This is a genomic window from Arsukibacterium sp. UBA5043, assembly GCA_002415085.1.
In the GTDB taxonomy this organism is placed as follows: Bacteria; Pseudomonadota; Gammaproteobacteria; order Enterobacterales; family Alteromonadaceae; genus Alishewanella.
Genome location: DIBV01000013.1, coordinates 32,791 through 58,648, shown reverse-complemented (window position 1 = coordinate 58,648; position 25,858 = coordinate 32,791). Strand labels below are relative to the sequence as shown.

The 25,858-nt window shown below is 45.9% G+C and carries 24 protein-coding genes; 4 read left to right on the top strand and 20 right to left on the bottom strand.

The window, feature by feature from the left end; all coding sequences use genetic code 11:
- Nucleotides 1-52: 52 nt before the first annotated feature.
- The 5 genes from B2Q61_RS11765 to B2Q61_RS11745 all read right to left on the bottom strand — a co-directional run bounded on the left by B2Q61_RS11765 (nt 53) and on the right by B2Q61_RS11745 (nt 6,270).
- Nucleotides 53-1,645: a GmrSD restriction endonuclease domain-containing protein gene (locus B2Q61_RS11765; protein WP_290620763.1), complete on the bottom strand. Its 1,593-nt coding sequence runs from the start codon at nt 1,643-1,645 to the stop codon at nt 53-55.
- On the bottom strand, nt 1,635-2,576 hold the full coding sequence (locus tag B2Q61_RS11760) for a putative phage abortive infection protein (protein WP_290620765.1): 942 nt from the start codon (nt 2,574-2,576) through the stop codon (nt 1,635-1,637). Before B2Q61_RS11760 ends, B2Q61_RS11765 begins: the two co-directional genes overlap by 11 nt.
- Nucleotides 2,577-2,757: 181 nt before the next feature.
- Nucleotides 2,758-4,587, bottom strand: a complete 1,830-nt coding sequence (glmS, locus tag B2Q61_RS11755) for a glutamine--fructose-6-phosphate transaminase (isomerizing) (protein WP_290620767.1) — start codon at nt 4,585-4,587, stop codon at nt 2,758-2,760.
- 50 nt (nt 4,588-4,637) lie between these two features.
- The gene (locus B2Q61_RS11750) at nt 4,638-5,405 is read right to left on the bottom strand and encodes a DeoR/GlpR family DNA-binding transcription regulator (protein ID WP_290620769.1); all 768 of its coding nucleotides are present in this window, start codon (nt 5,403-5,405) and stop codon (nt 4,638-4,640) included.
- A gap of 304 nt (nt 5,406-5,709) precedes the next feature.
- Nucleotides 5,710-6,270, bottom strand: coding sequence for a DUF1439 domain-containing protein (locus tag B2Q61_RS11745; RefSeq protein ID WP_290620771.1), 561 nt, complete (start codon nt 6,268-6,270; stop codon nt 5,710-5,712).
- 191 nt (nt 6,271-6,461) lie between these two features.
- On the opposite strand from B2Q61_RS11745, the gene B2Q61_RS11740 reads away from it, so the two are divergent.
- The 4 genes from B2Q61_RS11740 to B2Q61_RS11725 all read left to right on the top strand — a co-directional run bounded on the left by B2Q61_RS11740 (nt 6,462) and on the right by B2Q61_RS11725 (nt 10,499).
- Entirely contained in the window at nt 6,462-7,340 is an 879-nt protein-coding gene (locus tag B2Q61_RS11740) for an ABC transporter ATP-binding protein (RefSeq protein WP_290620773.1), read from the top strand.
- 12 nt (nt 7,341-7,352) lie between these two features.
- On the top strand, nt 7,353-8,636 hold the full coding sequence (locus B2Q61_RS11735) for a hypothetical protein (protein WP_290620775.1): 1,284 nt from the start codon (nt 7,353-7,355) through the stop codon (nt 8,634-8,636).
- Complete coding sequence (locus B2Q61_RS11730) at nt 8,629-9,024, top strand: GntR family transcriptional regulator (protein ID WP_290620777.1); 396 nt, start codon at nt 8,629-8,631, stop codon at nt 9,022-9,024. Before B2Q61_RS11735 ends, B2Q61_RS11730 begins: the two co-directional genes overlap by 8 nt.
- Nucleotides 9,025-9,359: 335 nt before the next feature.
- Nucleotides 9,360-10,499 (top strand): dicarboxylate/amino acid:cation symporter, encoded by a 1,140-nt coding sequence (locus B2Q61_RS11725; protein WP_290620779.1) that lies wholly within the window; start codon nt 9,360-9,362, stop codon nt 10,497-10,499.
- Between the two features lie 199 nt (nt 10,500-10,698).
- Here the strand turns inward: B2Q61_RS11725 and glmU are convergent, their stop codons facing one another.
- The 15 genes from glmU to B2Q61_RS11650 all read right to left on the bottom strand — a co-directional run bounded on the left by glmU (nt 10,699) and on the right by B2Q61_RS11650 (nt 25,848).
- The gene (glmU, locus tag B2Q61_RS11720; protein WP_290620781.1) at nt 10,699-12,075 is read right to left on the bottom strand and encodes a bifunctional UDP-N-acetylglucosamine diphosphorylase/glucosamine-1-phosphate N-acetyltransferase GlmU; all 1,377 of its coding nucleotides are present in this window, start codon (nt 12,073-12,075) and stop codon (nt 10,699-10,701) included.
- 158 nt (nt 12,076-12,233) lie between these two features.
- Nucleotides 12,234-14,174 carry an alpha/beta hydrolase family protein gene (locus B2Q61_RS11715; protein ID WP_290620783.1) on the bottom strand — a complete coding sequence of 647 codons (1,941 nt, stop codon included), beginning with the start codon at nt 14,172-14,174 and terminating at the stop codon, nt 12,234-12,236.
- A gap of 231 nt (nt 14,175-14,405) precedes the next feature.
- A complete protein-coding gene (locus B2Q61_RS11710) occupies nt 14,406-14,681 on the bottom strand; it encodes a hypothetical protein (protein ID WP_290620784.1) in 276 nt (91 codons plus the stop codon).
- A gap of 143 nt (nt 14,682-14,824) precedes the next feature.
- On the bottom strand, nt 14,825-16,933 hold the full coding sequence (locus tag B2Q61_RS11705) for a winged helix-turn-helix domain-containing protein (RefSeq protein WP_290620786.1): 2,109 nt from the start codon (nt 16,931-16,933) through the stop codon (nt 14,825-14,827).
- 148 nt (nt 16,934-17,081) lie between these two features.
- Nucleotides 17,082-17,498, bottom strand: a complete 417-nt coding sequence (locus tag B2Q61_RS11700; RefSeq protein WP_290611986.1) for a F0F1 ATP synthase subunit epsilon — start codon at nt 17,496-17,498, stop codon at nt 17,082-17,084.
- Between the two features lie 24 nt (nt 17,499-17,522).
- Nucleotides 17,523-18,908, bottom strand: coding sequence for a F0F1 ATP synthase subunit beta (gene atpD / locus B2Q61_RS11695; RefSeq protein WP_290611985.1), 1,386 nt, complete (start codon nt 18,906-18,908; stop codon nt 17,523-17,525).
- A 33-nt stretch (nt 18,909-18,941) separates the two neighbouring features.
- On the bottom strand, nt 18,942-19,805 hold the full coding sequence (gene atpG / locus B2Q61_RS11690) for a F0F1 ATP synthase subunit gamma (RefSeq protein ID WP_290620788.1): 864 nt from the start codon (nt 19,803-19,805) through the stop codon (nt 18,942-18,944).
- Nucleotides 19,806-19,859: 54 nt separating this feature from the next.
- Nucleotides 19,860-21,401 carry a F0F1 ATP synthase subunit alpha gene (gene atpA, locus B2Q61_RS11685; RefSeq protein ID WP_290620790.1) on the bottom strand — a complete coding sequence of 514 codons (1,542 nt, stop codon included), beginning with the start codon at nt 21,399-21,401 and terminating at the stop codon, nt 19,860-19,862.
- Nucleotides 21,402-21,415: 14 nt separating this feature from the next.
- Complete coding sequence (gene atpH / locus B2Q61_RS11680) at nt 21,416-21,949, bottom strand: F0F1 ATP synthase subunit delta (protein ID WP_290620792.1); 534 nt, start codon at nt 21,947-21,949, stop codon at nt 21,416-21,418.
- Between the two features lie 12 nt (nt 21,950-21,961).
- Nucleotides 21,962-22,432: a F0F1 ATP synthase subunit B gene (gene atpF, locus B2Q61_RS11675; RefSeq protein WP_290620794.1), complete on the bottom strand. Its 471-nt coding sequence runs from the start codon at nt 22,430-22,432 to the stop codon at nt 21,962-21,964.
- Between the two features lie 45 nt (nt 22,433-22,477).
- Nucleotides 22,478-22,711: a F0F1 ATP synthase subunit C gene (gene atpE / locus B2Q61_RS11670; protein WP_062483651.1), complete on the bottom strand. Its 234-nt coding sequence runs from the start codon at nt 22,709-22,711 to the stop codon at nt 22,478-22,480.
- Nucleotides 22,712-22,759: 48 nt separating this feature from the next.
- A complete protein-coding gene (gene atpB / locus B2Q61_RS11665) occupies nt 22,760-23,620 on the bottom strand; it encodes a F0F1 ATP synthase subunit A (protein ID WP_290620799.1) in 861 nt (286 codons plus the stop codon).
- 16 nt (nt 23,621-23,636) lie between these two features.
- Nucleotides 23,637-24,017 carry an ATP synthase subunit I gene (locus B2Q61_RS11660; RefSeq protein WP_290620801.1) on the bottom strand — a complete coding sequence of 127 codons (381 nt, stop codon included), beginning with the start codon at nt 24,015-24,017 and terminating at the stop codon, nt 23,637-23,639.
- 128 nt (nt 24,018-24,145) lie between these two features.
- The gene (locus tag B2Q61_RS11655; protein WP_290620803.1) at nt 24,146-25,024 is read right to left on the bottom strand and encodes a ParB/RepB/Spo0J family partition protein; all 879 of its coding nucleotides are present in this window, start codon (nt 25,022-25,024) and stop codon (nt 24,146-24,148) included.
- Between the two features lie 29 nt (nt 25,025-25,053).
- Nucleotides 25,054-25,848, bottom strand: a complete 795-nt coding sequence (locus tag B2Q61_RS11650) for a ParA family protein (protein ID WP_290620805.1) — start codon at nt 25,846-25,848, stop codon at nt 25,054-25,056.
- Between the last annotated feature and the right edge of the window lie 10 nt (nt 25,849-25,858).

Sequence of the window (25,858 nt, the reverse complement as noted above, 5' to 3'; positions counted from 1 at the left end):
CGCGAATTGTAAGACAACGTCAAGTTTTGTCAAGTTTTCCGCGTGACACATTTCAAATTTCTTCCTCCGAACCGTCAAAAGCAACTCCGTAAGTTCCCGGATTAAAAGTCACTTCACAGCTTGTCAGAACACTTATTTTTGATGCTACATACTCACACCGTTTAGAAAAGAGCAGCTCGCTGGACTCGCCGCTACTCGAAAACAGATTTTCATGGGAGTCATCAGGTAAAAGATGGCTTGACCAATTTATAGAATCAATTTTTTCAAAAATACTTAATTCATTACTGTATGGATTGATAACTCTAGAAATATTTAGTTTTGAATATTCATATTGACTCTCAAAAATTGATGAATAGAACTTGGCGTTCTTAATTTTATTATGAGAAAAGTCCAACTCCTCGCCAAAAATAGTTTTACTGGGGTTTTCTTTGTTTAACAATAAAGCAAAGGTAGTACTAGTGGCGTTTCTTAAGTTAAATTTATCAAAGAGCAACTGTGATATATCAATTCTTTTTGATTCAAAAAGTCTTTCAATTTTCCCACTAGAAAAAGCCCTAACTGTTGATAAATCTTGGGTTATTTGACCAGTGTTAGAAGTACCATAATATCTAGTAACTGATGTAAACCAGAACCATTGTTTTATATGTTCAATATTATTTAAATTGACGTTATCGAGCAACCTAAACATTTCGCAAAGAAAAGTGAACTGCAAACCGTATGGAACAAAACTAAAATCGTAAACACCAATTTCAGATTTTAGAAAATTAACCGCTTTATCAATAGCTTTCCTAGTGTCATCGCAAGCAACCTTTAGTGCTTCTGGTGATTTATCACGTAATTTTCTGATATCGTCTTTATTGACTCCCAAACCAGCAGATGCAGAAATAGATCTTAAAATAATACTGCTATCAACATCATCAAACCCAAGATAATTAGCTACTTCAGTTATTTTCTCAATTTCATTTGAAAGATCAAAGCCGTTACTCCATGTTGCAGCCATCATAAGATCTACGATTGTTAGTTTACGTCCAGTACTGTTAATTCTTTCAAAAATTGGTGCCACCTCTTCTATTGTCATGTCTCCAATTTTTACAACTGCAATTTTATAGTCCTTTATTGATTTTAGAAGCCTCTCTGCATTTCGATATAAACGATCCTTACTTTTACTACTCTCAAATTTCATGCATTGCTTTATGAAATCGCTCGTATTGATCAGCTTATTTAGAGGAAAAAATCTCTCGTCAACAACTAAATCTTTTCCGTTTATGAACTTTTCATCTAGCAAGTCAAATACAATATTCCAGCTACTAGATTTTTCTTTACCATTCCAAAATAGAGCGCCACACAGAGTTGTTAGCCTCTGTTGCCCATCTAGTAAGTAGTTTGTTGGATAAAAATCTGAAAGCGATGTGTCAATTTCAAGATCTAGGATACTTCTCTCACTGATGAGCTTCTGAGAACTGTTCCAAAGTAATAAGCTTCCTATCGGATATCCTTTGTAAATACTGTCAAGCAAGTTGAGCATGTCACTTTGTCGCCAGACAAAAGGTCTCTGAAATTTAGGTAGCTTTATGTCACCTAATTTCACTTGCTGAGCAAGTTCCTCAAGTCTCATAATTTCAGGCTTTGGATCCTTAAGCGACATTTTGGCACCCTTTTTTGAATATATTCATATGGCTTTGGTGGAATACACTTTTAGAATTCATATTTCTTATAATGTCATATTTATGTAAAAGATATCTCATTTTGGATGAATCAAATCCAGCCTGAGCTCCATTAGAGGATTCATATTCCAGTAAACAGTTATAGAAAACAAAGACAAGTTCAATATCAGATATTTGAGAAGCCATGAAAGAGATGTACTCTTTTTTGTTTTTCTCGCTGATAACAGTACTTTCATCAACAAAAAGAACAATATTGTAAAAACTTCTTAAGTAATGAGAAAATGCAAAAAAACCTTCTTTTGATGCATGTATATAAGCTTTTCTAACTTTACGTTCATGAAGGTCAATGCTGTCATCAAGGTAGTTATCAAAGCTTTTATTTCCATTTTTGATGCATTCTTCTATATTTGCTGCATCACTAGAGCTCAGTAGAAGATGAAAATCTTGTGTCGATTTTTCACCGGATTTTAGATCCCTTAAATCTTCTCTACCTAATTTATTAAACGCAAAAAATGCTGAAAAATCTTGATCTGATCGTTTAAAAAATTCAACAAACGAGTTTAGAGCATCTCTTCCGTCCTGCCCTTTAAACTTGAGTTTTTCAGTTGTTTCCATATGTAATTTTAACAACTGAAAAAATGTATTATTAAATCTTTCATGTTTCATGGCGCTTTGAGTTTCTTTCAGATCAGCTCTTTGAATAAGTAATGTGATAATTATTCCGCAAAAAGCCATACCAGAAAATAATGCGTTAACCGCACCAAACTTATCGCCAAAAGAACCTCGTAATGCTTCCAGATTTACCTGAGATTCACTTTCCACTAAAACGTTAGTATCTATCCAATACCAACCAAAACCCCAAATAATAATAGTCAGCAAAAAAACTATTATTATTGTAAAAATCATCTTCATTCGGCATCCTTCAAGCTCAAGTTAAAATTTGTTTTCACTTGCTTGTTAAAAGTTTATTTCAACTACATGTGTAAAATAAGCCAAGCAGAACGTAAAGCAAAGCATTTTCTGGTACAGGAGTGAGCTCAAAATAAAAAGCCTCGCTGTGCGAGGCTTTTTATTTTGAGGTAAAGTTGGGGGTTTACTCCACCGTTACACTCTTCGCCAAATTACGAGGCTGGTCTACGTCGGTGCCTTTGATAATGGCAACGTAGTAGCTTAGCAATTGCAGCGGTATAGTGTAGATAATAGGTGCAATCAGCGGGTGTACGTGCGGTACATTAACCACACGCTGGGTAGCGTCGGATTTGAAGTGGGCGTCGATGTCGGCGAACACATATAAAATACCACCGCGGGCCCGCACTTCTTCCACGTTAGACTGCAGCTTTTCCAGCAATTCATTGTTAGGCGCTACCACAATAATTGGCATCTCAGCATCAATCAGCGCCAGCGGGCCGTGTTTTAACTCGCCAGCTGCATAGGCTTCAGCGTGAATGTAAGAGATTTCCTTCAGCTTTAATGCCCCTTCCATCGCAATCGGGTATTGATCGCCCCGGCCTAAAAACAACGAATGTTGCTTATCGGCAAACTCTTCTGCCAGGTTTTCAATGTCACCGGCCAGTTGCAGGGTTTCTTCCAGCTTGGCTGGCAGCGATTTAAGTGCTGCCACCATGTCTTTCTGGGCTGCCGCGCTTAAGCCATTATATTTACCAATAGCCAGAGTCAGCATCGCCAGACCCACCAGCTGGGTGGTAAAGGCTTTAGTAGAGGCCACGCCAATCTCGGCGCCGGCCCGGGTCATAAAGGCTAAGTCGGATTCACGCACCAGGGATGAACCGGCGACGTTACAAATGGTTAAGCTACCAACGTAGCCCGCTTCTTTTGCTAAGCGCAGTGCAGCTAAGGTATCGGCCGTTTCACCCGACTGGGAAATGCTAACCAGCAGGCTGTTTGGCTGCACGAACGATTTGCGATAGCGAAATTCTGAGGCAATTTCGACATTACAGGAAATGCCACCTAACGACTCTAACCAATAGCGCGCCACCATACCAGAGTGATAGCTGGTACCACAGGCCACAATTTGCACATGCTTAACCTGTTTAAACAGCTCAGCTGCGCCATTGCCAAAGGTTTCGTCCAGTACGCTATCATCGTTTAAGCGACCTTCCAGAGTGTTATTAATCGCATGCGGCTGCTCGTAAATTTCTTTCAGCATAAAGTGGCGATACTGGCCTTTGTCGCCAGCGTCATAGCTAACGGTAGACTCATGTACTTCGCGCTCTATTGCATTGCCATCTTTATCAAAAATGCTGACGCTGTGGCGGGTAATTTCTGCGACATCGCCTTCTTCTAAAAAGATAAAGCGGCGGGTAACCGGCAACAATGCCAGTTGATCAGAAGCAATAAAGTTTTCACCGATACCTAAGCCAATTACCAGCGGGCTGCCTGAACGGGCAACTACAACCCGGCTGCTATCGGTTTTATCCAGCAGCACCGTGCCATAAGCGCCATGCAGCTGTTTTACTGATTTTTGTACCGCGGCCAATAATGAGCCGGCACTTTTCAGCTCTTCTTCTACCAGGTGGGCGATAACTTCAGTGTCGGTATCGGAGGTAAAAATATAGCCTTTGGCTTTTAACGCGTCACGCAGCGGGTTATGGTTTTCAATAATACCGTTATGCACCACGATAATATTGCTGGAAACGTGGGGGTGGGCGTTACGCTCGCTTGGCTCGCCATGGGTGGCCCAGCGGGTATGAGCAATGCCGGTACCGCCCGGAGTGGGCGTTAACGCAACCGCATCCGCCAGCTCTTTTACTTTACCCAGACGACGTAGCCGGGTCAGCTCGCCTGCTGCATTAACTACTGCAACACCGGCCGAGTCATAACCGCGGTACTCCAGGCGGCGCAGGCCTTCAACCAGAATATCCACCACATCACGTTGCGCCACGGCGCCGACGATTCCACACATAATTTGTCTCCATTATTCTGTTAAAATTCAGCTTTATATCAGCGGGTTAATCAGGCATTAACCCTGATAACTTTCACGCCTTGTTCGGTTATTCTGGCCGCCGCGTCGTCGCTTAAACCGTCGTCGCTAATCAGCACTTTAATCATGCTCCAGGGCAATTCCAGATTATGAATTTTCCGTCCCAGTTTGTCAGACTCCAGCATAACAATCACTTCGCGGGCACATTCAGCCATCACCCGGCTCAAACTGTATAATTCATTGTAAGTGGTGGTGCCGCGGGTCAGATCGATACCATCAGCACCAATAAATAACTGATCGAAATCATAAGCCCGTAATACCTGCTCGGCCAGCTGGCCCTGAAACGCCTCGGATTGCGGGTCCCAGCTGCCACCGGTCATCAATAAGGTTGGCTCGTTCTCCAGCTCACGCAGGGCATTGGCAATGCCCAGTGAGTTAGTCATAACCACCAGCCCTTGTTTACCCGCCAGCTCTGGTAGCAAGGCTGCGGTAGTGCGGCCGCTGTCGATAATAATCCGGTAGTGGTCTTTAATCAGATCGGCAGCAGCTTTAGCAATTGCCAGCTTTCGCTTTGAAACTTTTTCAAAACTGGAATCAGCAATAAAATCCTGCGGCACCGGCACAGCACCACCATAGCGACGCAACAGCAAACCCGCTTGCTCCAACACCGTTAAATCTTTACGAATGGTGACTTCTGACGTCTGGAAGCGCTCTGCTAGTTGCTCTACAGACAATTCGCCTTGTTGTTGTAATTGGCTGACGATAAGATGGCGTCGCTGCTGAGTATTGCGTTTATTCATTGGCTTCGCTAATTATCTTTTTAAAGTGATTATTCTTTCGGCTAAGTTTCGAATCGAAAGGTATTTTAGAGATCTGGTAGCAGATTGCAAGCAACTGCTGCAAATTCAAGCAAAAAAAGCTACAACAGAACCGCGCTTCTTAATGATAATTATTTGCATTTAAGGAAGGAGTGGTTTATAGTCTGCCTCGTCATGGACTGACACAGACTGGGCCCCGGAAGGGCCGTCTCTGGTCGTTGTTTTAGTTGTCTTGCACTTTGGGGTGGCTCACGCTACCCCGTTTTTTAATCCTGCAGTGTTTATTTTAATTGCCGCTCGGGCTAAACGTCAGTTTGCCATCCTGCACTGCCATATTTACCGGCACTGCAGTCAGTAATCTTATTGTTGGGTTAGTCTGGTCCAGCCGGTATACCGGATTCGAGGCCAGATAACCATTAACCAGTTGCAACAGTTCATTGCTTACCGGCGCTAAGTTACCGCGATAACCTGCCGCTTCAATACTAGAGTCAAGCAGCTTTACCGAGCGGATAAAAATGGCTTTCTCCGTCGCGTCATAATAAGGCGCACCTTCTATCTGTAACTGTAAACTCGCCGGGTAACTTAAGCCAAACAACGACAGCACCGCTGACGCATCGGTATTAATCCGCACCAGATCACTGCTATCCGGGCCAATATCAACCTGCATTTTTTCTACCGCCATTTTCAGCGGAATACCAGCCACATTCGCCTGGCGCGTCAGTTTCGGTAATTGCGATGTCAGCATCTGCTCCAAATCCGCCTCGCTGACGTTGTAAGTTGATAGCGACCCCAGCTGGGCACAGCCTGCCAGCAACAGAACCAATATTAAACCAATTAAACGATGCATAAGTTATCCCTGTTAAACAAATATCCGGCTAACACAGTACCGGTTGAAGCTTAGTATAACCTGAATAACAGCATGTTAAGCCCTCTGCGGCAAAATGGGATGTGATGCCAGTGTTATTTTTGTTGCAAACTAGCTTGTTCCCAGAATAAACTGTATTGGTGTATTAATACAGTTTATCTGGAGACAGGGATATGCCCGATATTGTTGAAATAACTAACTTGTATCGCAGTTACAAAAATAAAACGATACTGCAAAATATAACTGCCGATGCAAAACAGGGAGATGTAATCGCGTTATTGGGGAAAAATGGGGCGGGTAAAACCACCTTACTGGAAACACTGCTTGGTTTTGCCGTACCTGAACAGGGTGAAGTAACACTATTTGGGACACCAAGTACAGAAATTGACGCCAAAGAAAAGCAAAGGATTGGCTTTGTGCCGCAACAGGACGAGCTACTGGAACAGCTCTCTGCGTCTGAGCATCTGGAATTATTTGGACGCTTTCAACCAAACTGGGATCAGACATTGTGTGACCGGCTTTGCCAAAGCTGGCAAATTCCGCTGACAACCAGGATCAGCAAGTTATCAGTGGGGCAACGCCAGAAACTGGCAATTATTCTGGCGCTTTGTCACAAACCGCAATTACTTATTCTCGACGAACCGGTCGCCAGTCTCGATCCAATAGCCCGGCGCCTGTTTTTAACTGAGTTGGTTAATATTGCTGCCGATCAGCAGAGCGTTATTATCTTCTCTTCTCATATCGTGTTCGATATGGAGCGGGTTGCCAGTAAAGTATGGCTGTTAAAAGACCATCAACTTGCCTGGCAAAGCGAGCTTGACGCCCTGAAAGGGTCAGTGGTACGACTGCATATCAGTGCCTCGCAGTTACTACCTAACCCGTTGACTTTTGCAAATATATTACGCCAACGGGTACAGGCAAGGAACGCAACAATAACAGTGCAAAACTGGCAGGAAGCTCAGTTGGCCATCCTAGAGCAGCAATTACAGGCAAAAATTAGGGTTGAACGCTTAAATCTGGAAGATATTTTTCTGGAAATGCATGAATGTTAAGGATGGCTTGCAATGACGCTGTTTAAAGTGCCGATTTTATTTATTCAACTTGGCCGGATGTTAACCATCCTTGAAATGAGTGTTGGCTGGTGGTTTTTTATCGCCTTTTTCTGGTTCTTCGGGTTTGCCAGCAATGCCAGCTTGTATATCGCAAATATTGTTCTGTTCATGTATTACTATGCGCGCTTATTGCCGGCCATAGCCGCTTTTATGACAGGCAGCTATGGCCGGCTGTTGCTAAGTAAGTCACAATCAGCACTTATCCCTTTTCTACTGATAAGTGTTATTACCTTGCTTACCTCGCCGGGCGTAGTTCAATATACGGCGCTGTTGTATCCACAGGCATTACTAACCTTATTTTGCAGCCATCTGTTGCTACATACTGTTGTATTTGCTGATAAAGGCCGCAGCTCCGCTTCCGGGCTGGTTATCTTTCCGGTATGGCTGGTTCTGTTTAATCCGCAATGGTTTTTACAAACCAATTGGTTAATCCCCATAGTTCAGCCATTACCAATGATCCTGTTTTACACGCTTAGCTTGTTCGCGGCAGTTTATTTGCCAAAACTTTCCGAGCTGCGGCGCTTCGCTGGACAACAACCTGATTATTTCTGGTATTTCCGCTGGCGCGCTATCCCTAAATTTCAGCCTACATTGGCGGCCAGCTATCTGTTTCGGTTTAATGCCCGGCCTTACGCCCGCCTGCTGATGTTTTCAGCTGTTTGCGCCGCCGTGCCATTGCTGCAAAGTGCGGTACATTACTGGTATAACGGCAGTTGGCAGTGGTTTCCTGAACTTGACGACTGGAAAGTGCTGAACCAATTTCTGTTTCTGGTACCTTTGATTTACTGGCTTTATACTATTGATTCTGCAACTGGCAGAACTAAAGCAGCCTGGCTGTATCTGCCTGAATCCAGAAATAAACTGTTCTATTTGTATGAGCGCCATTTTTCAGGCCAGTTCGTTATTTTCACTCTGCCTGTGCTGGTGCTGCTTTACTGTTGGCAACCGCAAAATCCTGTTTTTTTTATAAGTAGCGCTCTCCTGTTGAGTAAGCTTTTATGTGTCACCTACCTGATGCTGTGCTTCCCGAACAATACCAAAAGTGGTTTTATCCTGACCTTTTTATATTACAGTTTATCCGCACATCAGCTGTTTGCAGCCTCACAGCAGGTGCAAATTTACAGTGCAATCTGTCTGTTGCTTGCTGCCCTGGCACTGCGATACTTCGCCATAAATCGCTGGAAAATGTTTGATTACAGCCAGAAAAGGACAAACATAGGGCAGCGTCATGTTTAGTATAAACCCGAGTAGTGGCGAACCTATTTACCGCCAGCTTACCGAGCAAATTAAACGAATGGTGGCAGGCGGTCAGCTAAAAACCGGTGATGAACTGCCATCAGTAAGAGATTTGGCATCGCAGTATGCGGTAAACCCGATGACCATTTCCAAGGCTTACAGTTTATTGGAAACGGAAGGTGTACTGGAACGTCAACGCGGCAAACCAATGACAATTGCCAGCCAGGCTGCATCAGATCAAAGCGAGACGATCCGATTACAGCAACTGTCATCCCAATTAGAGCAGCTAACGTTAGCAGCTAAGCAGTTGCAGCTGCCGAAACAATCGGTATTATTAGCGCTTTCCGACGTATTTGACAGGATGTCTGATGTTTCAACTAAACCCTGACCACTGGCTAAGGCTTAAATCGTTTTATTTTCAATATCCTGGCCGCTGCTATGGAGCATTGTTAGCTTTAGCCGTCGGCGTCTGGTTTGTCACGCAGCAGAATTATATGTCGGCATTGATCATGCTCGGTGTGATAGTTCAGTGCCTTACTTCTCATAAAAGTCAGCAACAATGGCTGAATCAGCATCTGCCATTGTCCCAAATTATCCAATAGCCAGGCGGGCCAATTCACACTGGCTATACCAGCAGGCACAGCCCAATCAGCAAAAGTTATGGTATGCTCAGCCCGCTAAATCAAGATCTGTATAACAGCTAATAAAAAACGAGAACCCACTATGCAACTGATCCTGAAACTGATTGCCGGTATTGTGCTGGGCATGCTGCTAGGCTTATATGCGCCGCATTGGCTGACCCAGGTTTTAATCACCTTTAAAGCCCTATTCGGCCAGTTATTATTTTTTACCATTCCACTACTGATTTTATTCTTTATTACCAGTGGTATTGCTGCCTTGCCACAAAAATCTGGCAAATTACTGGGCCGAACCTTAGGCATTGCTTATTTATCAACAATTTTAGCCGGCACCCTGGCATTTTTGGTCGCGGCAATTGTAGTGCCCATGCTGGCCCCGGCTGGTGAAGCAACATCAACCGGCGTGGTAGCCAATTTAACACCCTATATTGAAATGAATATTCCGCCGGTATTTGGCATTATGACCGCGCTGGCGCTGGCCTTTATTTTTGGTTTAGGTATTGCCGCAACTCAGGCGCAGCAGCTTAAGCAGTTATCCGATCAGGGCCGCGATATCATTCAGCTGCTATTGTTAAAAGTTATTATCCCACTGTTGCCATTCTACATTGCCGGGGTATTTGCCCAGTTAGCCGCAGCCGGTACCGTGTTTCAGACACTGCAAACCTTTGGCGTAGTGCTTATTCTGGCGATTCTGCTGCACTGGCTGTGGATTATTGCACTGTACAGCATGGCTGGGGTTAAAGCCGGCAAATCACCGTTTTTGCTGATTAAAAATATGCTACCGGCCTACTTTACCGCGTTGGGTACCATGTCGAGCGCCGCCACCATTCCGGTATCACTGCAGGCGACTAAAGCCAATGGTGTAAAACCTAATATTGCCGATTTTACTGTGCCGCTGTGTGCAACAACCCATTTGGCCGGCTCTACTATCACTATTGTCAGCTGCGCCGTAGCGGTAATGGTTATGCAGAATGGCCTGGAAATTCCGTCACTGCTTACCATGCTGCCGTTCATTTTAACCTTAGGTGTCGTGATGCTGGCCGCCCCTGGCGTTCCCGGCGGCGCGGTGATGTCGGCCGTCGGCCTGCTGGGCTCCATGCTTGGCTTTGGCGAAGCGGCAGTGGCGATGATGATAGCCTTGTATATGGCGCAGGACAGCTTTGGCACCGCGTGTAATGTAACCGGCGATGGTGCTATTGCGGTGTTGGTGGATAAAGCAGAATAGTCTTGAGAAAGGCTGACAGGTTGCAACTCCCGTTCCGGCTCGCCACAGCAACTCGCCCTTTGCCTGCGGCAGGGCTCAGACACTCTGTAGCGCCCGATCCGGGATTCCAACCCGCAGCCTGACATAGCCTATGTTTTCTATACAGTCCGTTAATAAAACAGCCCGCATTTGCGGGCTGTTTTATTACTAAGTTCAGGCGTTACTTTTTAATCTTAACCGGCCGTTGCCAGCCTTCGATATGCCGCTGTTTAGCACGGGCTACCACTAACTCGCCATCGGCGGCATCCCGGGTCAGCACACTACCCGCTCCAACCGTAGCATTAACACCTACCGTTACCGGCGCCACTAACGAGCTGTTAGAACCAATAAAGGCACCATCGTGAATGGTAGTAACGAACTTATTGGCACCGTCGTAGTTACAGGTAATGGTACCGGCACCAACATTCACCTTGCTGCCAATTACCGCATCGCCCAGATACGTTAAATGGTTAGCTTTGGAGCCTTTACCCAGGGTGGTTTTTTTCATTTCGACAAAGTTGCCGACATGGCTGTCGTCCAGCATAACGCTGTCTGGCCGCAAGCGGGCATAAGGCCCGACTGAGCAGTCGCTGCCCACCGTGGCTTTTTCAATCATTGAGTTCGGCTTTATTTCGGTGTTATCACCAACAGTACAGTCTTTTAAAATGCAATTAGCGCCAATGGTTACGCCTTTACCCAGCACCACCTTGCCTTCAAAAATAACGTTAATATCGATCATCACATCGTTACCGACCTCAACCGTACCACGAATATCCAGGCGGGCCGGATCACGCAAATTAGCACCTGAGAGCATTAGCTCAGCGGCCTTTCGCTGCTGATAGGCTCGTTCCAGCGCAGCCAGTTGTACGCGATTATTGGCGCCTTCCACTTCCATTGCATCTTGTGGCTGGGCGGTAGCAATCTCAACACCTTCACGGTGTGCCATGGCAATAATATCGGTTAAGTAGTACTCGCCCTGAGCATTGCTATTAGATAGCCGGCCAAGCCAGCTTTTTAACTGCTTACCCGGCAGCGCCATAATGCCGCTGTTTACTTCACTAATCAGCAACTGTTCTGGATTAGCATCTTTTTGTTCGACAATACCGACAACCTTACCGCTATTATTTTCACCAGCGCGCATAATCCGGCCATAGCCGGTCGGATTAGCTAAGTTAACCGTTAAAATCGCCAGGCCATTGGCCGGTTTAACCGCTAATAATTGCTGCAGGGTTGTTAGTCGGGTTAAGGGTACATCGCCATACAGCACCAGCACCGTATCGTCATCAGCAATATTCGGGTTGGCCTGCGCTACTGCGTGGCCGGTGCCTAACTGCTCGGCCTGTAATACCCAATGCAGTGGTTGGTCAGCCAGTGCAGCTTTTAACGCATCCGCACCATAGCCATACACCAATTGCGGTTTAGCAGCGCCAAGCGCACGAGCGGTATCAATAACATGCTGCACCATGGGTCGTTCAGCTACTTTGTGCAACACCTTGGGTAAGTCTGATTTCATCCGTGTGCCTTTACCGGCCGCCAGAATCACTACATTTAATGCCATAAAATAAATCCCTGTAATCGTGTCTCGTCGATAGTGCGCTTATTCGAATAGGTACTTATTCTAATAGATCTTGAAGCAGATTACAGGGCTGGGGTGAAGTTTTGCTGAATGAAAAACGCCACCCGGAGGTGGCGTGAAGTATTACAGAATCTTTAACTTTAGTTTTTTTCGGTTTCACCAATATATTTGTCAAAGAAAGCCAGCATTTTCTGCCAACGTTCTACGTTGTTTTCCGGTTTATAAAAACCATGGCCTTCTTTTTCTTTTACCAGCCACTCATAAGGATGATTACGTTTTTCCAGCTCGTCTCTTAATACTTCAGCCTGAATCAAGGGTACCCGTTGGTCTTCGGTGCCGTGAATGATAAAGATGGGCGCCTTTAACTTGTCCAGATTTTTAATCGCAGACTGGGCATCTAACCGTGCTTTATCGCGGCCAATATACATCTCCAGTGTGTTTAAGCCACCCTGTGACTCTGTAGTATCTCCATATTCATACATCAGGTTAAGGTCTGACATGCCGACAAAACTAACAGCACATTTGTATAAATCAGGCTCGCGCACAGCACTCATTAACGCTGCATAGCCACCGTATGAGGCACCATAAATACAAACCCGGCTTTTATCGACAATACCCTGTTCAACTAAATGCAAAACGCCATCGGTCATATCGTCAATCATGCTCGTGCCCCAGTTAAGGTAGCCCATTTGCAAGAACTCTCGCCCAAAGCCACCAGAACCGCGGAAATTAGGTTGCAACACTGCATAGCCGTGCTGAGCCAGCACTTTGGCATCCGGATTGATTTCAAGTAAATCTCGTGGACCGTGTGGTCCGCCATGGGGCAGCATTATCAGAGGCAGATTTTTTGCTTCCTGGCCTTTGGGTAAAGTAATAATGGCATGGATATCTAAACCATCACGACTTTTGTAAATAATCGCTTTAGTTTCCGCTAGTAACTCAGGCTTTAACCAAGGCCGTCCGTTAAGCAAAAAGCTCAGTTGATTATTTTTGGTATCGAACAGATAAAACTCTGGTGGATGATTGGCTGAGCGTGCAGTCAGAACTAATATGCTGTTATCCCGAGTTGCAGAACTAATGGTAACTTTTTTATCAGGAAAGGCGGCTTGTAAGCTCTGAATGTAATTGCTAAATGTTTTATCTTTAACATCAGCAAAAAAAACTTCTTCATGTTTATCATATTCATAAGAAGCACCAATTACTTCTTTTAAGAAGCCAGCTTCAATACTAAACATTGGCGCCACATCCACTTTAGGGTGATGTGCCAGCACCTGTTCATTACCGGTTTCAGGATCCATGATACTGATTGCTTTGGTATCAGTTTTGGTGTCACTTAAACCCACGACCCGCTTATTGTCAGGCAAAAATGCGATAGGTGTGAAACTACCATCACGCTGGCCGTAGCGACGCAGGGTTTGCCAGTCTGACTTTTCATCTTTGCGATACATCATGATCATTTCATTGTCATTTTCCTGGTCTACCCCAATAGACATCCGAGCGACGCCATCATTGTCGGTAATCATGCCAGAGGAGCGCATTGGCGCCCGGGCAATTTGCCGGGTGCGGCCATTCTCAATGTTTAACCGTTTAACCAGGCTAAAAGAACCCCGCCGGCTCGGCGTGCTGGTGACAATAAGTACAAACTTATCTTCTTCTGGTAAATAATTTATTACCTGAGCCGCATCCTTTTCATTCTCGGAGCGATATCCGGTAAGCATTCTGGCGTTTGAACCATCGGCATCTACAGCAAAAATCTCACCGGTACCGACAGGCTGCTCCAAGGCACCAATATCGCGTACCAATGTAATAAGCAGTCGTTCACTATTAGCCCAATTAATAGAGCCAATCGAGTCTCGACCAGTAAAGTTTCTGACACTGATTATTTTATTTGATTTTATATCAATAACATTGAGGTAAACATTACCCTCTTCACTACGGCTGGTCGCAGCCAGATATTTGCCAGTTGGCGAAATTTCAATGTCCAGAAACTGGGATGGCCTGGCATAGTCCTCCAGGGTCAGCTCTGCTGCCTGTGCACCAAAAAAGGCCAGAAAAAGCCAACTAAACAATATTACTCTCATAGGTTGTTACCTCTTTAACCGACTGCATTTAGCACGTCTGGCTGTTCAATTATTATTTATTATTGTTATACAAGTATCAGTGGTGCTAACCAGCCAATGGATGCTGCAATAGTAAAAAGTGCAACAACAGCCAGCTACCGAACCAAAACAAGCCCCAGCCCAACACACGGGCTGGTTCAGGCTTATTTAACAACTTAAACATTACCGCTTTCCTTACTTATTCACAACTGTTCAGTGTTGTAAAAGCGGCAGTTCATTGTTCTGAAGTGATTTCTCTGTCAGCGCTTTGTGCGCATTGTTATAGCTGTCCTGTTTGAGCTGAAGCTGTAATTGAACCAGTGTCTGGTTAAGCTCCTGCTTAACGTCAACAATATCTAATGCCATCATCAGCTGTTGGTTAGGATCAACATTGGTATGGACGGTGATCTCAGCCTTAGCAATGCCAGACGACAACAATAAAGACCCCGCTACCAACATAGTAATAAAGGTGTTTTTCTTAGCTTGCATGGTTGCCTCCTGCGGCGTTGTTATGCGACAGGGCAAACTTTAGTCAGCCGCCAGAGAAACAGCGATAACGGCTTTGCGACTTTACTGTGATGAAATAAGCACTTTAGTTATAACCAGAGTTATAACCATTTAAGCTTATGAAATTAAATTACTTTTCCAAGGTTAACGATGCGATCGTTATTACGTTGAATATTAAAATACAAAACTTTATTACCATCAGGGCTAATTGACAACCGCGGATCAATCTCATTGCGCGGCAAAATTTGCTGCGATAAACCTGGTTGTTGTGCACTGAACTGCCACAGAAAAGTATCAGCCATTTGCATATTACTAAACAGCAGCGTGTTGCCATGAATATTTACCTGATAAGGTACATCAAACATCATTTTGGCATCTTGCTTCACGACTTGCTGTAAAGTGCTGTCCACCCTGTAAAACTGGCCCTGAGGTTCAACTGCCAGGTATTCATTAGCAAATGGGATAAATAGCCGGTAGTTCTGAGTAAATCGTTCTGTTGTCTGGGCAGCTATCAGGTATCGATTAACCAACCAGCGACCAGCCTCATTTTCTGTAAAAAGAATGTGCTGGCTATCTGCACTAAAAAAACCTGACTCGACCACCTGTGTTTGGGCCGTAATAGGCTTCAGCTGGTTATTACTTAACTGCAGCAACCAGAGCCGTTTTTTCATTTTAAGCAGCAAATACTGCTGATCCGGGCTTTGCCCAAGTAGCTGAAAATCACTGTCCAGAATTAGCACTTGCTGCTGTTGCTGACTATTGATGTCGTACAAAAGCAGCTGATATTCGTCACCTTGGCGCAGAGTTAACCAAAGCTTCTGCGGATCCGGGCTATAAGCCAGGTCATGTGGCGGGTTACTAAAGCGATAGAATTGCTGTGTTTGTCTGTCGGGCCAGCTTGCTTCAATATAACTCCGTTCAACAACAGGTCGAACAATAGCCAGCAATTGCTGCTCAGAAGATATAAACAAGCGACGGATGCGGTTCTTACCATCCAAGGTTATTTCGCTAAGCTGCTGGTTGCTTAACTGATAACGCCAGGCAGCGCCTGCCTGATCTAATAACACCAGCTGATCAGCGCTAATCCACTGTATTTGCGTCGCCCGGACAGGCAGTGCAGTTTCCTGCAACAGCTGCTTGCTTGCCAGCTGATATATCTGCAACCGGAACTCATCGTGCTGACCGCGATATCGTACCATCGCCAGTTGTTGTTGATCGGGAGACAGACTGCCTCCAATGTCCACTATCATCGATGCAGCGCTAAAGGTGAGTTGCTGCACCTTGCCACTGGCTAAATCATAACTGTAGTAGTAGCCATTATCACCCTGATGTGCAGTAGCATTAAAAATAAGCCGGTCCAGCGCACTTTGATAAATGACATTTCCCATTGAAAACTGTTGATCTACCAGTAGCTGTGGTTGCGCATTTTCTTTCAAATCCAGCAAATACAAGCGACAGCGCTCGCCAGCTATGTCAATGTAGACCACAGCGCTGTCACTGCGAATAAAACTCAGGGTCGTTACGGCATGACTGCCAATGGTTGGCAGAGGTTTAATCTGGCCGCTAAGGCGGTCATGCAGAAATAACTGCCAACTGCCATGTCCTTTTATACTGGCACTAAATGCCAGAAAACGGCCATCAGCCGACAGGGCCAAATCAACCTTCTCGCCTGGTATATCAATCAGGCTTTCGCCAGCAGCAAGCGCTACAGATGCAAGTGCACTTTGCTGTGGGCTTAGCGGCCTGATACTAAATTGATACCAGCTAATCCCAAGTGAAATAAGTAGCAAAACCATCAAAAAAAACATTACAGGGCCAGGAAAACGCCGCTTTACTAACAGCTTTGCAGCAGGAATGCCTGCGCTAGCCGCTGCAGAACTTAAGGTTTTCTCAGCCGGTTTATCTATCACCACCGGGTTGATAACTAAGGCATAACCCCGCTTCATTTGCGATTTAACAAAGCGTGGGTTGGCGCTATCGGTATCACTCAGTGCCTGTCGCAACTTGCTTATGGTGCGTCTTACTGCGGTATCACTAACCACGCGACCCTGCCACACTTGCTGATGCAACTGCTCGAGGGTAACAAAACGGGGATACTCCTGAATGAGAAGCACTAAAACAGCGAAAACCTTGGGTTCCAGCGGTATGGTTTTGCCATTGAACAGCAGACTATAATTACCGGTATCAAGTGTATATTCAGCCAGCGCATACTTTGCCGGATGTGAAGTAACCAATAGTCAGTCCATTGTGCCAATAAATTAGCTATCGATTATACTCATTTGTAACTAAGAAGAAACCAGCTTGTTTGTATAACGGTTGTAAATGGCTTATATCCTGCCAATAAAAAAGCCACCCTCAGGTGGCTTTTTAACAAGCTTAAACTTACTTTTTGCGCAGTTTCTGAATTACCCGCAGCTGAGCAATGGCTTCGGCCAGTTGCGCTGCTGCTTCAGCGTAATTGAAATCTGCACCGGCGTGTTGCATCGCTTCGGTTGCCCGTTTCTGGGCATCTAACGCAGCCTGCTCATCCAAGTCTTCGCCACGTACCGCAATATCAGCCAGCACGGTAATGCTGTCGGGTTGTACTTCAAGTACGCCACCGGCCACATAAATTACGTGCTCTTCACCGAACTGCTTCACGATACGGACCATGCCAGGTTTCAGAGGAGTCAGTAACGGGGCGTGAAAAGGTAAAATACCTAACTCGCCCTCACTGCCTGTGACCTGCACGGACTCGACAAGGCCAGAGAATATTTTCTCTTCAGCACTTACTACATCCAGTTGCACTGTCATCGCCATTTCGCTCTCCTAAAGCCTGGTTGCTTAAAGCTTTTTCGCTTTTTCGATCGCTTCGTCGATAGAGCCTACCATGTAAAAAGCCTGCTCTGGCATGTGATCATATTCACCTTCCAGAATGCCTTTAAAACCACGGATAGTTTCTTTCAGCGGTACGTACTTACCTGGCGAACCAGTGAATACTTCAGCAACGAAGAACGGCTGAGACAGGAACCGCTGAATTTTCCGCGCACGGTAAACTAAGGTCCGGTCTTCATCAGACAGCTCGTCCATCCCTAAGATGGCGATAATGTCTTTCAGTTCTTTGTAACGTTGCAGTACCGTTTGTACACCACGGGCTACGTCATAATGCTCTTTACCGATAACCAGCGGATCTAACTGCCGTGAGGTAGAATCCAGTGGGTCGATTGCCGGGTAAATACCCAGTGAAGCGATGTTCCGGCTCAGTACTACTGTCGCATCTAAGTGCGAGAAGGTAGTGGCTGGTGATGGGTCAGTTAAGTCATCCGCAGGAACGTATACCGCCTGAATTGACGTGATAGAGCCTGTTTTAGTAGAGGTGATACGCTCTTGCAACGCACCCATCTCTTCAGCCAATGTTGGCTGATAACCTACTGCTGATGGCATCCGGCCTAACAAGGCTGATACTTCAGTACCGGCCAGGGTATAACGATAGATGTTATCCACGAAAAACAGTACGTCACGGCCTTCTTCCCGGAACTTCTCTGCCATGGTTAAGCCGGTTAGCGCTACGCGTAAACGGTTACCTGGTGGCTCGTTCATCTGACCATATACTAACGATACTTTATCCAGAACGTTAGAGTCTTTCATTTCATGATAGAAATCGTTACCCTCACGGGTACGCTCACCCACACCGGCGAATACGGAGTAACCGCTGTGCTCGATCGCGATGTTGCGGATCAATTCCATCATGTTTACGGTTTTACCTACACCGGCACCACCGAACAAACCAACTTTACCACCTTTGGCAAACGGGCATACTAAGTCGATAACTTTAATACCCGTTTCCAACAAGGCGTTTGATGCGGCCTGCTCTTCGTATGAAGGCGCAGCGCGGTGGATTGACCAGCGCTCTTCTTCACCGATAGGGCCCGCTTCGTCAATCGGGTTACCTAATACGTCCATAATACGACCTAAGGTCGCTTTACCGACAGGAACCTGAATGGCTTTGCCTGAATTTCCAACCTGAGCGCCACGACGTAACCCGTCAGTGGTACCCATTGCGATAGTACGAACTGTACCGCCACCCAGCTGTTGCTGCACTTCCAGCACTAACCCAGCCAGATCACCGTCAGTCACGTTTAACGCGTCATAGATGCTAGGTACCGCTTCTTGTGGAAAATCGATATCCACAACGGCGCCAATGATTTGGACGACCTTACCTTGACTCATGATGTTTCCTCAAATTTCTCAAAACTGTTCACCTTAGCCTACAGCTGCCGCACCTGCGACAATTTCGCTGAGCTCTTGGGTAATAGCGGCCTGACGTGCTTTGTTATACACCAGCTTCAGGTCATCCATTAAATTACCGGCGTTGTCGGTAGCGGCTTTCATTGCCACCATACGTGCAGCGTGTTCGCTGGCAACGTTTTCAACAACACCCTGGTAAACCTGTGACTCGATGTAGCGGTCCAGCAACATATCTAAAATAGGTTGCGGGTCCGGCTCGTACAGGTAATCCCAGTTATGCTCTTTTGGCGAAACTTCTGTTTGCGGCAAAGGTAAGAGTTGATCGATCACTGGCTCTTGCTTCATGGTATTAACAAAAGTGTTATATACCAGGAATAAGCGGTCAATACGGCCTTCCAGGTAAGCTTGCAGCATTACCTTAACCGTACCAATCACATCAGCCAAACGTGGTACGTCACCTGAACCCGTTTGTTGTGCTACAACTTTGCCGCCGAAACGCTTAAAAAACGCCGTGGCTTTGTTACCGATAACGGCAAACTCCGCTTCAACGTTCTGGTTTTTCCAGCTTTTCATTTCCAGCACAACTTTCTTAAACTCGTTGGTATTCAGGCCACCGCAAAGACCGCGATCGGTTGAAATAATGATATAGCCAACCCGTTTCACGTCACGCTCCGATAGATACGGATGACGATACTCGATGTTGCCCTGAGCAATATTACCGATAACTTTGCGCATACCTTCAGCGTATGGGCGGGTTGCAGCTACGCGCTCCTGCGCTTTGCGCATTTTGCTGACCGCAACTTTTTCCATAGCACTGGTGATCTTGCGAGTATTATTAATACTCCCGATCTTACTTTTTATCTCTTTACCACCGGCCATGACTGTATCTCCGTTTCATTCAACGAACGGGGTGGCCGTAACCACCCGCGTAATTTACCAAGTCTGAGTTGCTTTAAACTTCTCAATGGCCGCTTTTAGCGACGACTCGATTTGATCGTTGTAGTTACCGGTTTTCGCGATATCAGCCATCAGCTCGGCATGTTCGGCTTTCATATAGCTGATTAAAGCAGTTTCAAAATCTAAGATTTTGGCTACTTCAATATCTTTCAGAAAACCTTTTTCAATAGCGAAAATTGACACACCCATTTCGCCAACGCTCATTGGGCTGTACTGCAGCTGTTTCATCAGCTCAGTAACCTTCTGACCGTGCTCTAACTGGGCGCGGGTTGCTTCATCTAAGTCAGACGCAAACTGCGCAAACGCTGCCAGTTCAGAGTACTGGGCTAATGCCAGACGAATACCACCACCTAATTTCTTGATGATCTTGGTTTGCGCTGCACCACCAACCCGCGATACCGAAATACCGGCGTTAACCGCAGGGCGGATACCAGCATTAAATAAATCAGATTCTAAGAAGATCTGACCATCAGTAATCGAAATTACGTTGGTAGGTACGAACGCAGATACGTCACCGGCCTGAGTTTCAATAATTGGCAATGCGGTTAAAGAACCGGTTTTGCCTTTTACTTCACCATTGGTTAAGCGCTCAACATAGTCGGCATTAACCCGTGATGCCCGCTCAAGCAGACGTGAGTGAAGATAAAATACGTCACCCGGGTAAGCTTCACGGCCTGGCGGACGGCGTAACAGCAATGAAATTTGACGGTAAGCAACAGCTTGCTTAGACAAATCATCGTATACAATCAGCGCATCTTCACCGCGGTCACGGAAGTATTCACCCATGGTACAGCCAGAGTATGGCGCCAGGAATTGCAGGGCAGCCGCTTCAGAAGCAGAAGCAACCACTACAATGGTATTGGCCAGTGCACCGTGTTCTTCCAACTTGCGTACTACGTTGGCAATGGTAGAAGCTTTCTGACCAATGGCAACATAAACACATTTAATACCGGTGTTTTTCTGGTTGATAATGGCATCGATTGCTAAGGCGGTTTTACCGGTCTGACGGTCACCGATTAACAATTCACGCTGACCACGACCGATAGGGATCATGGCATCAACCGACTTGTAACCGGTTTGCATCGGCTGGTCGACTGACTGACGGTCAATTACGCCAGGCGCAATTTTCTCTACTGGCGCGTAGCCTGCAGCTTCAATCGGGCCTTTACCATCAATAGGCGCACCTAAGGTATTTACCACACGGCCTAACAGCTGTGGGCCTACCGGTACTTCTAAAATACGGCCGGTACTTTTAACTTTAGTGCCTTCGGTTAAGTCCGCATACGGACCCATTACTACGGCACCAACAGAATTGCGCTCTAAGTTCAACGCGATAGCATAACGATTGCCAGGAAGCTCGATCATCTCACCTTGCATACAATCAGCAAGGCCATTAATCCGGATAATACCGTCAGTTACCTGAACAATAGTACCTTCGTTACGAGCTTCACTGACCACTTCAAACTGAGCAATACGACTTTTGATCAGTTCTGAGATTTCAGTGGAATTCAGTTGCATACTCTATTCCCCAATTACGACTGCAGCGCAGTTGCTAAACGATCCAGCTTACCGCGGACCGAGCCATCAATTACCATGTCACCTGCTTTGATCAGCATGCCGCCGACCATGTCAGGATTGACGCTACAGTTCAATTTAACTTTGCGTGCCAAACGTTGCGATAATGCAGCTATCAGCTTTTCTTGTTGAGCTTTATCCAGGGCGGTAGCAGAAACTACGTCTACGGTAATTTCTTTTTCATACGCCGCTTTATGTTCAACAAAAGCAACCAATACTTCAGGCAACGCCAACAAGCGGTGATTTTCTGCCAGTACTTTTATAAAGTTCTGGCCCTGCTCATTGAGTTGCTCACCACATACCTGAAGAAACAGGTCGGCTTGCTTTTCAGCAACACCAGAAGTACGCAGTAATGCTGCAACCTGGTCGTTTTCTGCTACTTGAGCAGCAAAAGCCAGCATTTGCAGCCAGGCATCTAACGCATTTTGCTCTACAGCAAAATCGAAAGCCGCCTTAGCGTACGGACGAGCGATATTCGTCAAATCAGACATAGCTCATCCCCATTACAGTTCTTGTACCAGTTTTTCCAGAATGTCGCTGTGAGCAGCTTCGTCGATAGAACGTTGCAGAATACGTTCTGCACCGGCTACCGCTAAGGCAGCTACCTGCTTGCGTAAATCTTCGCGTAAACGGTTTCGTTCCGCTTCAACTTCGGCTTTGGTCTGCGCCAGGATCGTATCCCGCTCAGCATTCGCTTTGTGTGCCGCTTCTTCAATCATTTTCGCTTCGCGTTTTCTCGCTTGCTCAATAATTTCAGCAGCTTGTGCTTTAGCATCTTTTAACTGATCTTTAGCTTTGTCCTGGGCTAGTGCCAGGTCTTTTTCAGCCCGATCAGAAGCCGCTAAACCGTCAGCAATTTTTTGCTGGCGCGCTTCGATGGCATTCATCAATGGCGGCCATACAAACTTCATACAAAAAAGTACGAAGACGGCAAAAGCGATTAATTCACCTAACAGAGTGGCGTTTAAGTTCACGTCCGCTCCTCCTTATTTAGTTGTTCGACGAATAAAAACCTTCAATTACATTGCGAACAACATGTACATGGCGATACCAACACCGATCATAGCAACGGCATCGATAAGACCAGCAAGGATGAACATTTTTACTTGCAGTGAAGGAGCCAGTTCTGGCTGACGGGCACACGCTTCTAAGAACTTACCACCCATGTTACCGAAACCCAGTGCTGTACCGATAGCACCAAAACCGATTAATAACGCTACAGCGATTAATTTGATAGCTACTGCAATTTCCATTTTTATCTCCGATATTTCTATAGTTAAAGTTAAAGTTAAAGTAAAAAATTAATGGTTATCCGAACTGGCCATACTTAAGTACACAATGGTCAGCATCATAAACACGAACGCCTGTAATACAATGACCAGAATATGGAACACAGCCCAGACAAAGTGCAACGGCAGTTGCATCAGGCCCACAGCGCCAATAAGAATAAAGATCATTTCACCGGCATACAGGTTACCAAATAACCGCAATGCCAAAGAAAATGGCTTAGCGACCAAGGCTATGGTTTCCAACAGTAAATTGGCTGGGATCAAGATAATTTGTAACACTACATTTTTGCTGCTAAACGGGTGCAGGGTCAGTTCTTTTACAAAACCCATTACACCTTTTATCCGGATAGAGTAACCGATCATCAAAATAAACACGCCAATGGCCAGCGCGGCGGTCATATTGATATCAGTGGTAGGAACAATCTTCATATAGACATCGTGCGAGTCCATACCAAAAAAGGTAGCACCAACCCAACCAGCAAAAGCGGGCAGGAAATCAACCGGCACTAAGTCCATCAGGTTCATTAAAAACACCCAGACAAAAATAGTTAATGCCAGTGGTGCGATTAATTTACTTTTACCATGAAAAGTGTCTCTGACGTTGGTCGCAACAAGCTCAACCACCATTTCGACAAAGCATTGAAGTTTCCCTGGTACACCAACCGTAGCTTTATTCGCCACACTGCGGAATATCCACAAGAATAATATCCCCAGGCCGATCGACCACGCCAGGGTATCAATATGCCATGTCCAGAACCCAGCCTCGCTACACGCTTTGTTAAATGCGACACTGCCATCGACAGTACACATTTTTGCGTTAGTAAGGTGGTGCTGAATATGGCCAGACAGTGTTAACTCTTCACCTGCAGCCATGTTTCATCCCAATAGTTTAAAGTTTAAAGAAAAACGGTGCTGTCCATTGTGTCAGCAGGGTGATCAGGAAACCAGTAATAAACGCCTCTGGCACTAAATGCTCCTGTTGTAACACCACTGCGCACAATATAACAGTTAACAAAACTTTTAAGCTGTGGCCGCGCATCAACGCTGCCGCTACTCGTTGAGCCTGCTCTGCGCCACTGTATCGAAACGCAAAGAAAGCGAAAACAAAATTTGGTACTGCTGCCGCTAAGCCACCTTTAAAGGCTGATTTCGCTGCGATACTGTCAGCCAGCAAAAAAAACGCCAGTGCGATACAACCGGCGACTACCACCTGAGCCAGCACGGCGAAATACGCTGATTTCCTGGCCTGAGCTACAATATTTTCTGCCACTGTACCCCTCGTTGTAATAGCCCATACAGGGGTAGAAAAAACTTGCGAAAGTATACTTATTTGCCCCCGATTTGCAACAAAAAGCGGTTTTAGTCGCAGGTTGTCCTTATCTTGGCTAAATAAAATGCTTAATCCTGCTCGCTTAATTGCATTTTGGCTAAAATACCGTCCAGCTCAGCCAGGCTACTGTAATTAATTACCAGGTTACCCTTACCTTTTTTGTTATACATAATTTGCACCGGCGCCGCAAAACGCTCACTCAAACGTTGCTCTAAGGCATCGACATCAGGGTCTTTAGCCTTAGATGCTGCCGGGGCTTTTGGTTCCAGTATGCGCCGGACCAGGCTTTCAGTTTCGCGCACCGTTAATTGCTTATGCGCCACCAACCGCGCGGTTTCAGACTGGCTGTCATCGGTTAATGCCAGTAACGCCCGGGCGTGGCCCATTTCAATATCGCCGTGTTCCAGCAATACCTTAACATCGTCGTTAAGGGCATTTAAACGCAGTAAATTGGTTACCGTCGCCCGGGATTTGCCTACGGCATCGGCCACTTGCTGATGGGTGAGTTCAAATTCGGTCAATAACCTATCCAACGCCACAGCTTCTTCCATCGCATTCAGATCTTCGCGCTGAATGTTTTCAATTAACGCTATCGCCACCGCTGCTTCGTCGGGCACGTTTTTAATCAGGCAGGGTACTTCTGATAGCCTTGCCAACTGAGCTGCGCGCCAGCGCCGTTCACCGGCGATAATCTCATAACTATTATCGCTAACAGCACGCACCACGATTGGTTGAATAACGCCCTGGGCCCGGATTGAACTGGCTAAATCTTCCAGTGCATCCTGCGACATATCTTTGCGTGGTTGATATTTGCCAGGCCGTAAAAATTCGACAGGTAATTTTTGCAGTTCAGCCGACTGCTGATTGGCACTGTTTTGCTCCGTCGTTTTATTCGACGTAAGTAAAGCATCTAAGCCCCGGCCTAAACCGCGTTTTTTCACCGACATGCGCAAAAATATCCTTTAACTTATCGTGGTTATGCTGAGGTGGCCTTGCCACTGGTTTTTTTTTCTGAGCGGCGCAGAATTTCACCGGCTAATGCCAGATATGCTTTGGCGCCGGTTGAATTTTTATCGTAGTACATGACCGGTGTGCCAAAACTTGGCGCTTCGGCAAGGCGGACATTGCGTGGGATCACAGCGCGGTACACTTTGTCACCAAAATGTTGTTTTAACTGCTCCGACACATCGTTTGCCAGGCGGTTACGGGGGTCGTACATGGTCCGCAAAATACCTTCAATTTTTAAGTCAGCATTTATCACCGCCGCCAGCTTATTGATGGTATCAACCAGCGCCGTAAGGCCTTCCAATGCAAAATACTCACACTGCATGGGAACCAGTACCGTATCAGCAGCTGCCATGGCATTAACGGTTAACATATTTAGTGAGGGTGGGCAGTCGATAAAGATAAAATCATAGCTACTACGATAGTCTTTTAAGGCAGTTCGTAAGCGAAGCTCTCTGGCAAACACATCCATTAATCGCACTTCGGCAGCAGTGACATCAGAATTGGCAGCAACCAGATGATAACCCCCGGTAGTTTCTTTTACCACAACCTCCAGCAAGGGTTTCTGCTCGATCAGCAATTCATACGCAGTGGCGTGTACTTCATATTTATCAACGCCGCTCCCCATAGTCGCGTTACCCTGCGGATCCAGGTCTATCAACAGCACTTTGCGCTTAGTAGCCGCCATTGACGCCGCTAAGTTAACAGCGGTGGTGGTTTTTCCTACTCCACCTTTCTGATTAGCAATGGCGATGATTTTACCCACAAGGCTCCCT

Excerpts from the sequence above, each read along its gene's own strand:
- B2Q61_RS11725 (WP_290620779.1), top strand. The coding sequence starts at position 9,360 with ATGCAACTGATCCTGAAACTGATTGCCGGTATTGTGCTGGGCATGCTG.
- atpH (WP_290620792.1), bottom strand. The coding sequence starts at position 21,949 with ATGTCTGATTTGACGAATATCGCTCGTCCGTACGCTAAGGCGGCTTTC.
- B2Q61_RS11745 (WP_290620771.1), bottom strand. The coding sequence starts at position 6,270 with ATGCATCGTTTAATTGGTTTAATATTGGTTCTGTTGCTGGCAGGCTGT.
- B2Q61_RS11710 (WP_290620784.1), bottom strand. The coding sequence starts at position 14,681 with ATGCAAGCTAAGAAAAACACCTTTATTACTATGTTGGTAGCGGGGTCT.
- atpG (WP_290620788.1), bottom strand. The coding sequence starts at position 19,805 with ATGGCCGGTGGTAAAGAGATAAAAAGTAAGATCGGGAGTATTAATAAT.
- B2Q61_RS11730 (WP_290620777.1), top strand. The coding sequence starts at position 8,629 with ATGTTTAGTATAAACCCGAGTAGTGGCGAACCTATTTACCGCCAGCTT.
- B2Q61_RS11750 (WP_290620769.1), bottom strand. The coding sequence starts at position 5,405 with ATGAATAAACGCAATACTCAGCAGCGACGCCATCTTATCGTCAGCCAA.
- B2Q61_RS11740 (WP_290620773.1), top strand. The coding sequence starts at position 6,462 with ATGCCCGATATTGTTGAAATAACTAACTTGTATCGCAGTTACAAAAAT.
- B2Q61_RS11700 (WP_290611986.1), bottom strand. The coding sequence starts at position 17,498 with ATGGCGATGACAGTGCAACTGGATGTAGTAAGTGCTGAAGAGAAAATA.
- B2Q61_RS11655 (WP_290620803.1), bottom strand. The coding sequence starts at position 25,024 with ATGTCGGTGAAAAAACGCGGTTTAGGCCGGGGCTTAGATGCTTTACTT.
- atpA (WP_290620790.1), bottom strand. The coding sequence starts at position 21,401 with ATGCAACTGAATTCCACTGAAATCTCAGAACTGATCAAAAGTCGTATT.
- atpE (WP_062483651.1), bottom strand. The coding sequence starts at position 22,711 with ATGGAAATTGCAGTAGCTATCAAATTAATCGCTGTAGCGTTATTAATC.
- glmS (WP_290620767.1), bottom strand. The coding sequence starts at position 4,587 with ATGTGTGGAATCGTCGGCGCCGTGGCGCAACGTGATGTGGTGGATATT.
- B2Q61_RS11715 (WP_290620783.1), bottom strand. The coding sequence starts at position 14,174 with ATGAGAGTAATATTGTTTAGTTGGCTTTTTCTGGCCTTTTTTGGTGCA.
- glmU (WP_290620781.1), bottom strand. The coding sequence starts at position 12,075 with ATGGCATTAAATGTAGTGATTCTGGCGGCCGGTAAAGGCACACGGATG.
- B2Q61_RS11765 (WP_290620763.1), bottom strand. The coding sequence starts at position 1,645 with ATGTCGCTTAAGGATCCAAAGCCTGAAATTATGAGACTTGAGGAACTT.
- atpD (WP_290611985.1), bottom strand. The coding sequence starts at position 18,908 with ATGAGTCAAGGTAAGGTCGTCCAAATCATTGGCGCCGTTGTGGATATC.
- B2Q61_RS11760 (WP_290620765.1), bottom strand. The coding sequence starts at position 2,576 with ATGAAGATGATTTTTACAATAATAATAGTTTTTTTGCTGACTATTATT.
- atpB (WP_290620799.1), bottom strand. The coding sequence starts at position 23,620 with ATGGCTGCAGGTGAAGAGTTAACACTGTCTGGCCATATTCAGCACCAC.
- B2Q61_RS11735 (WP_290620775.1), top strand. The coding sequence starts at position 7,353 with ATGACGCTGTTTAAAGTGCCGATTTTATTTATTCAACTTGGCCGGATG.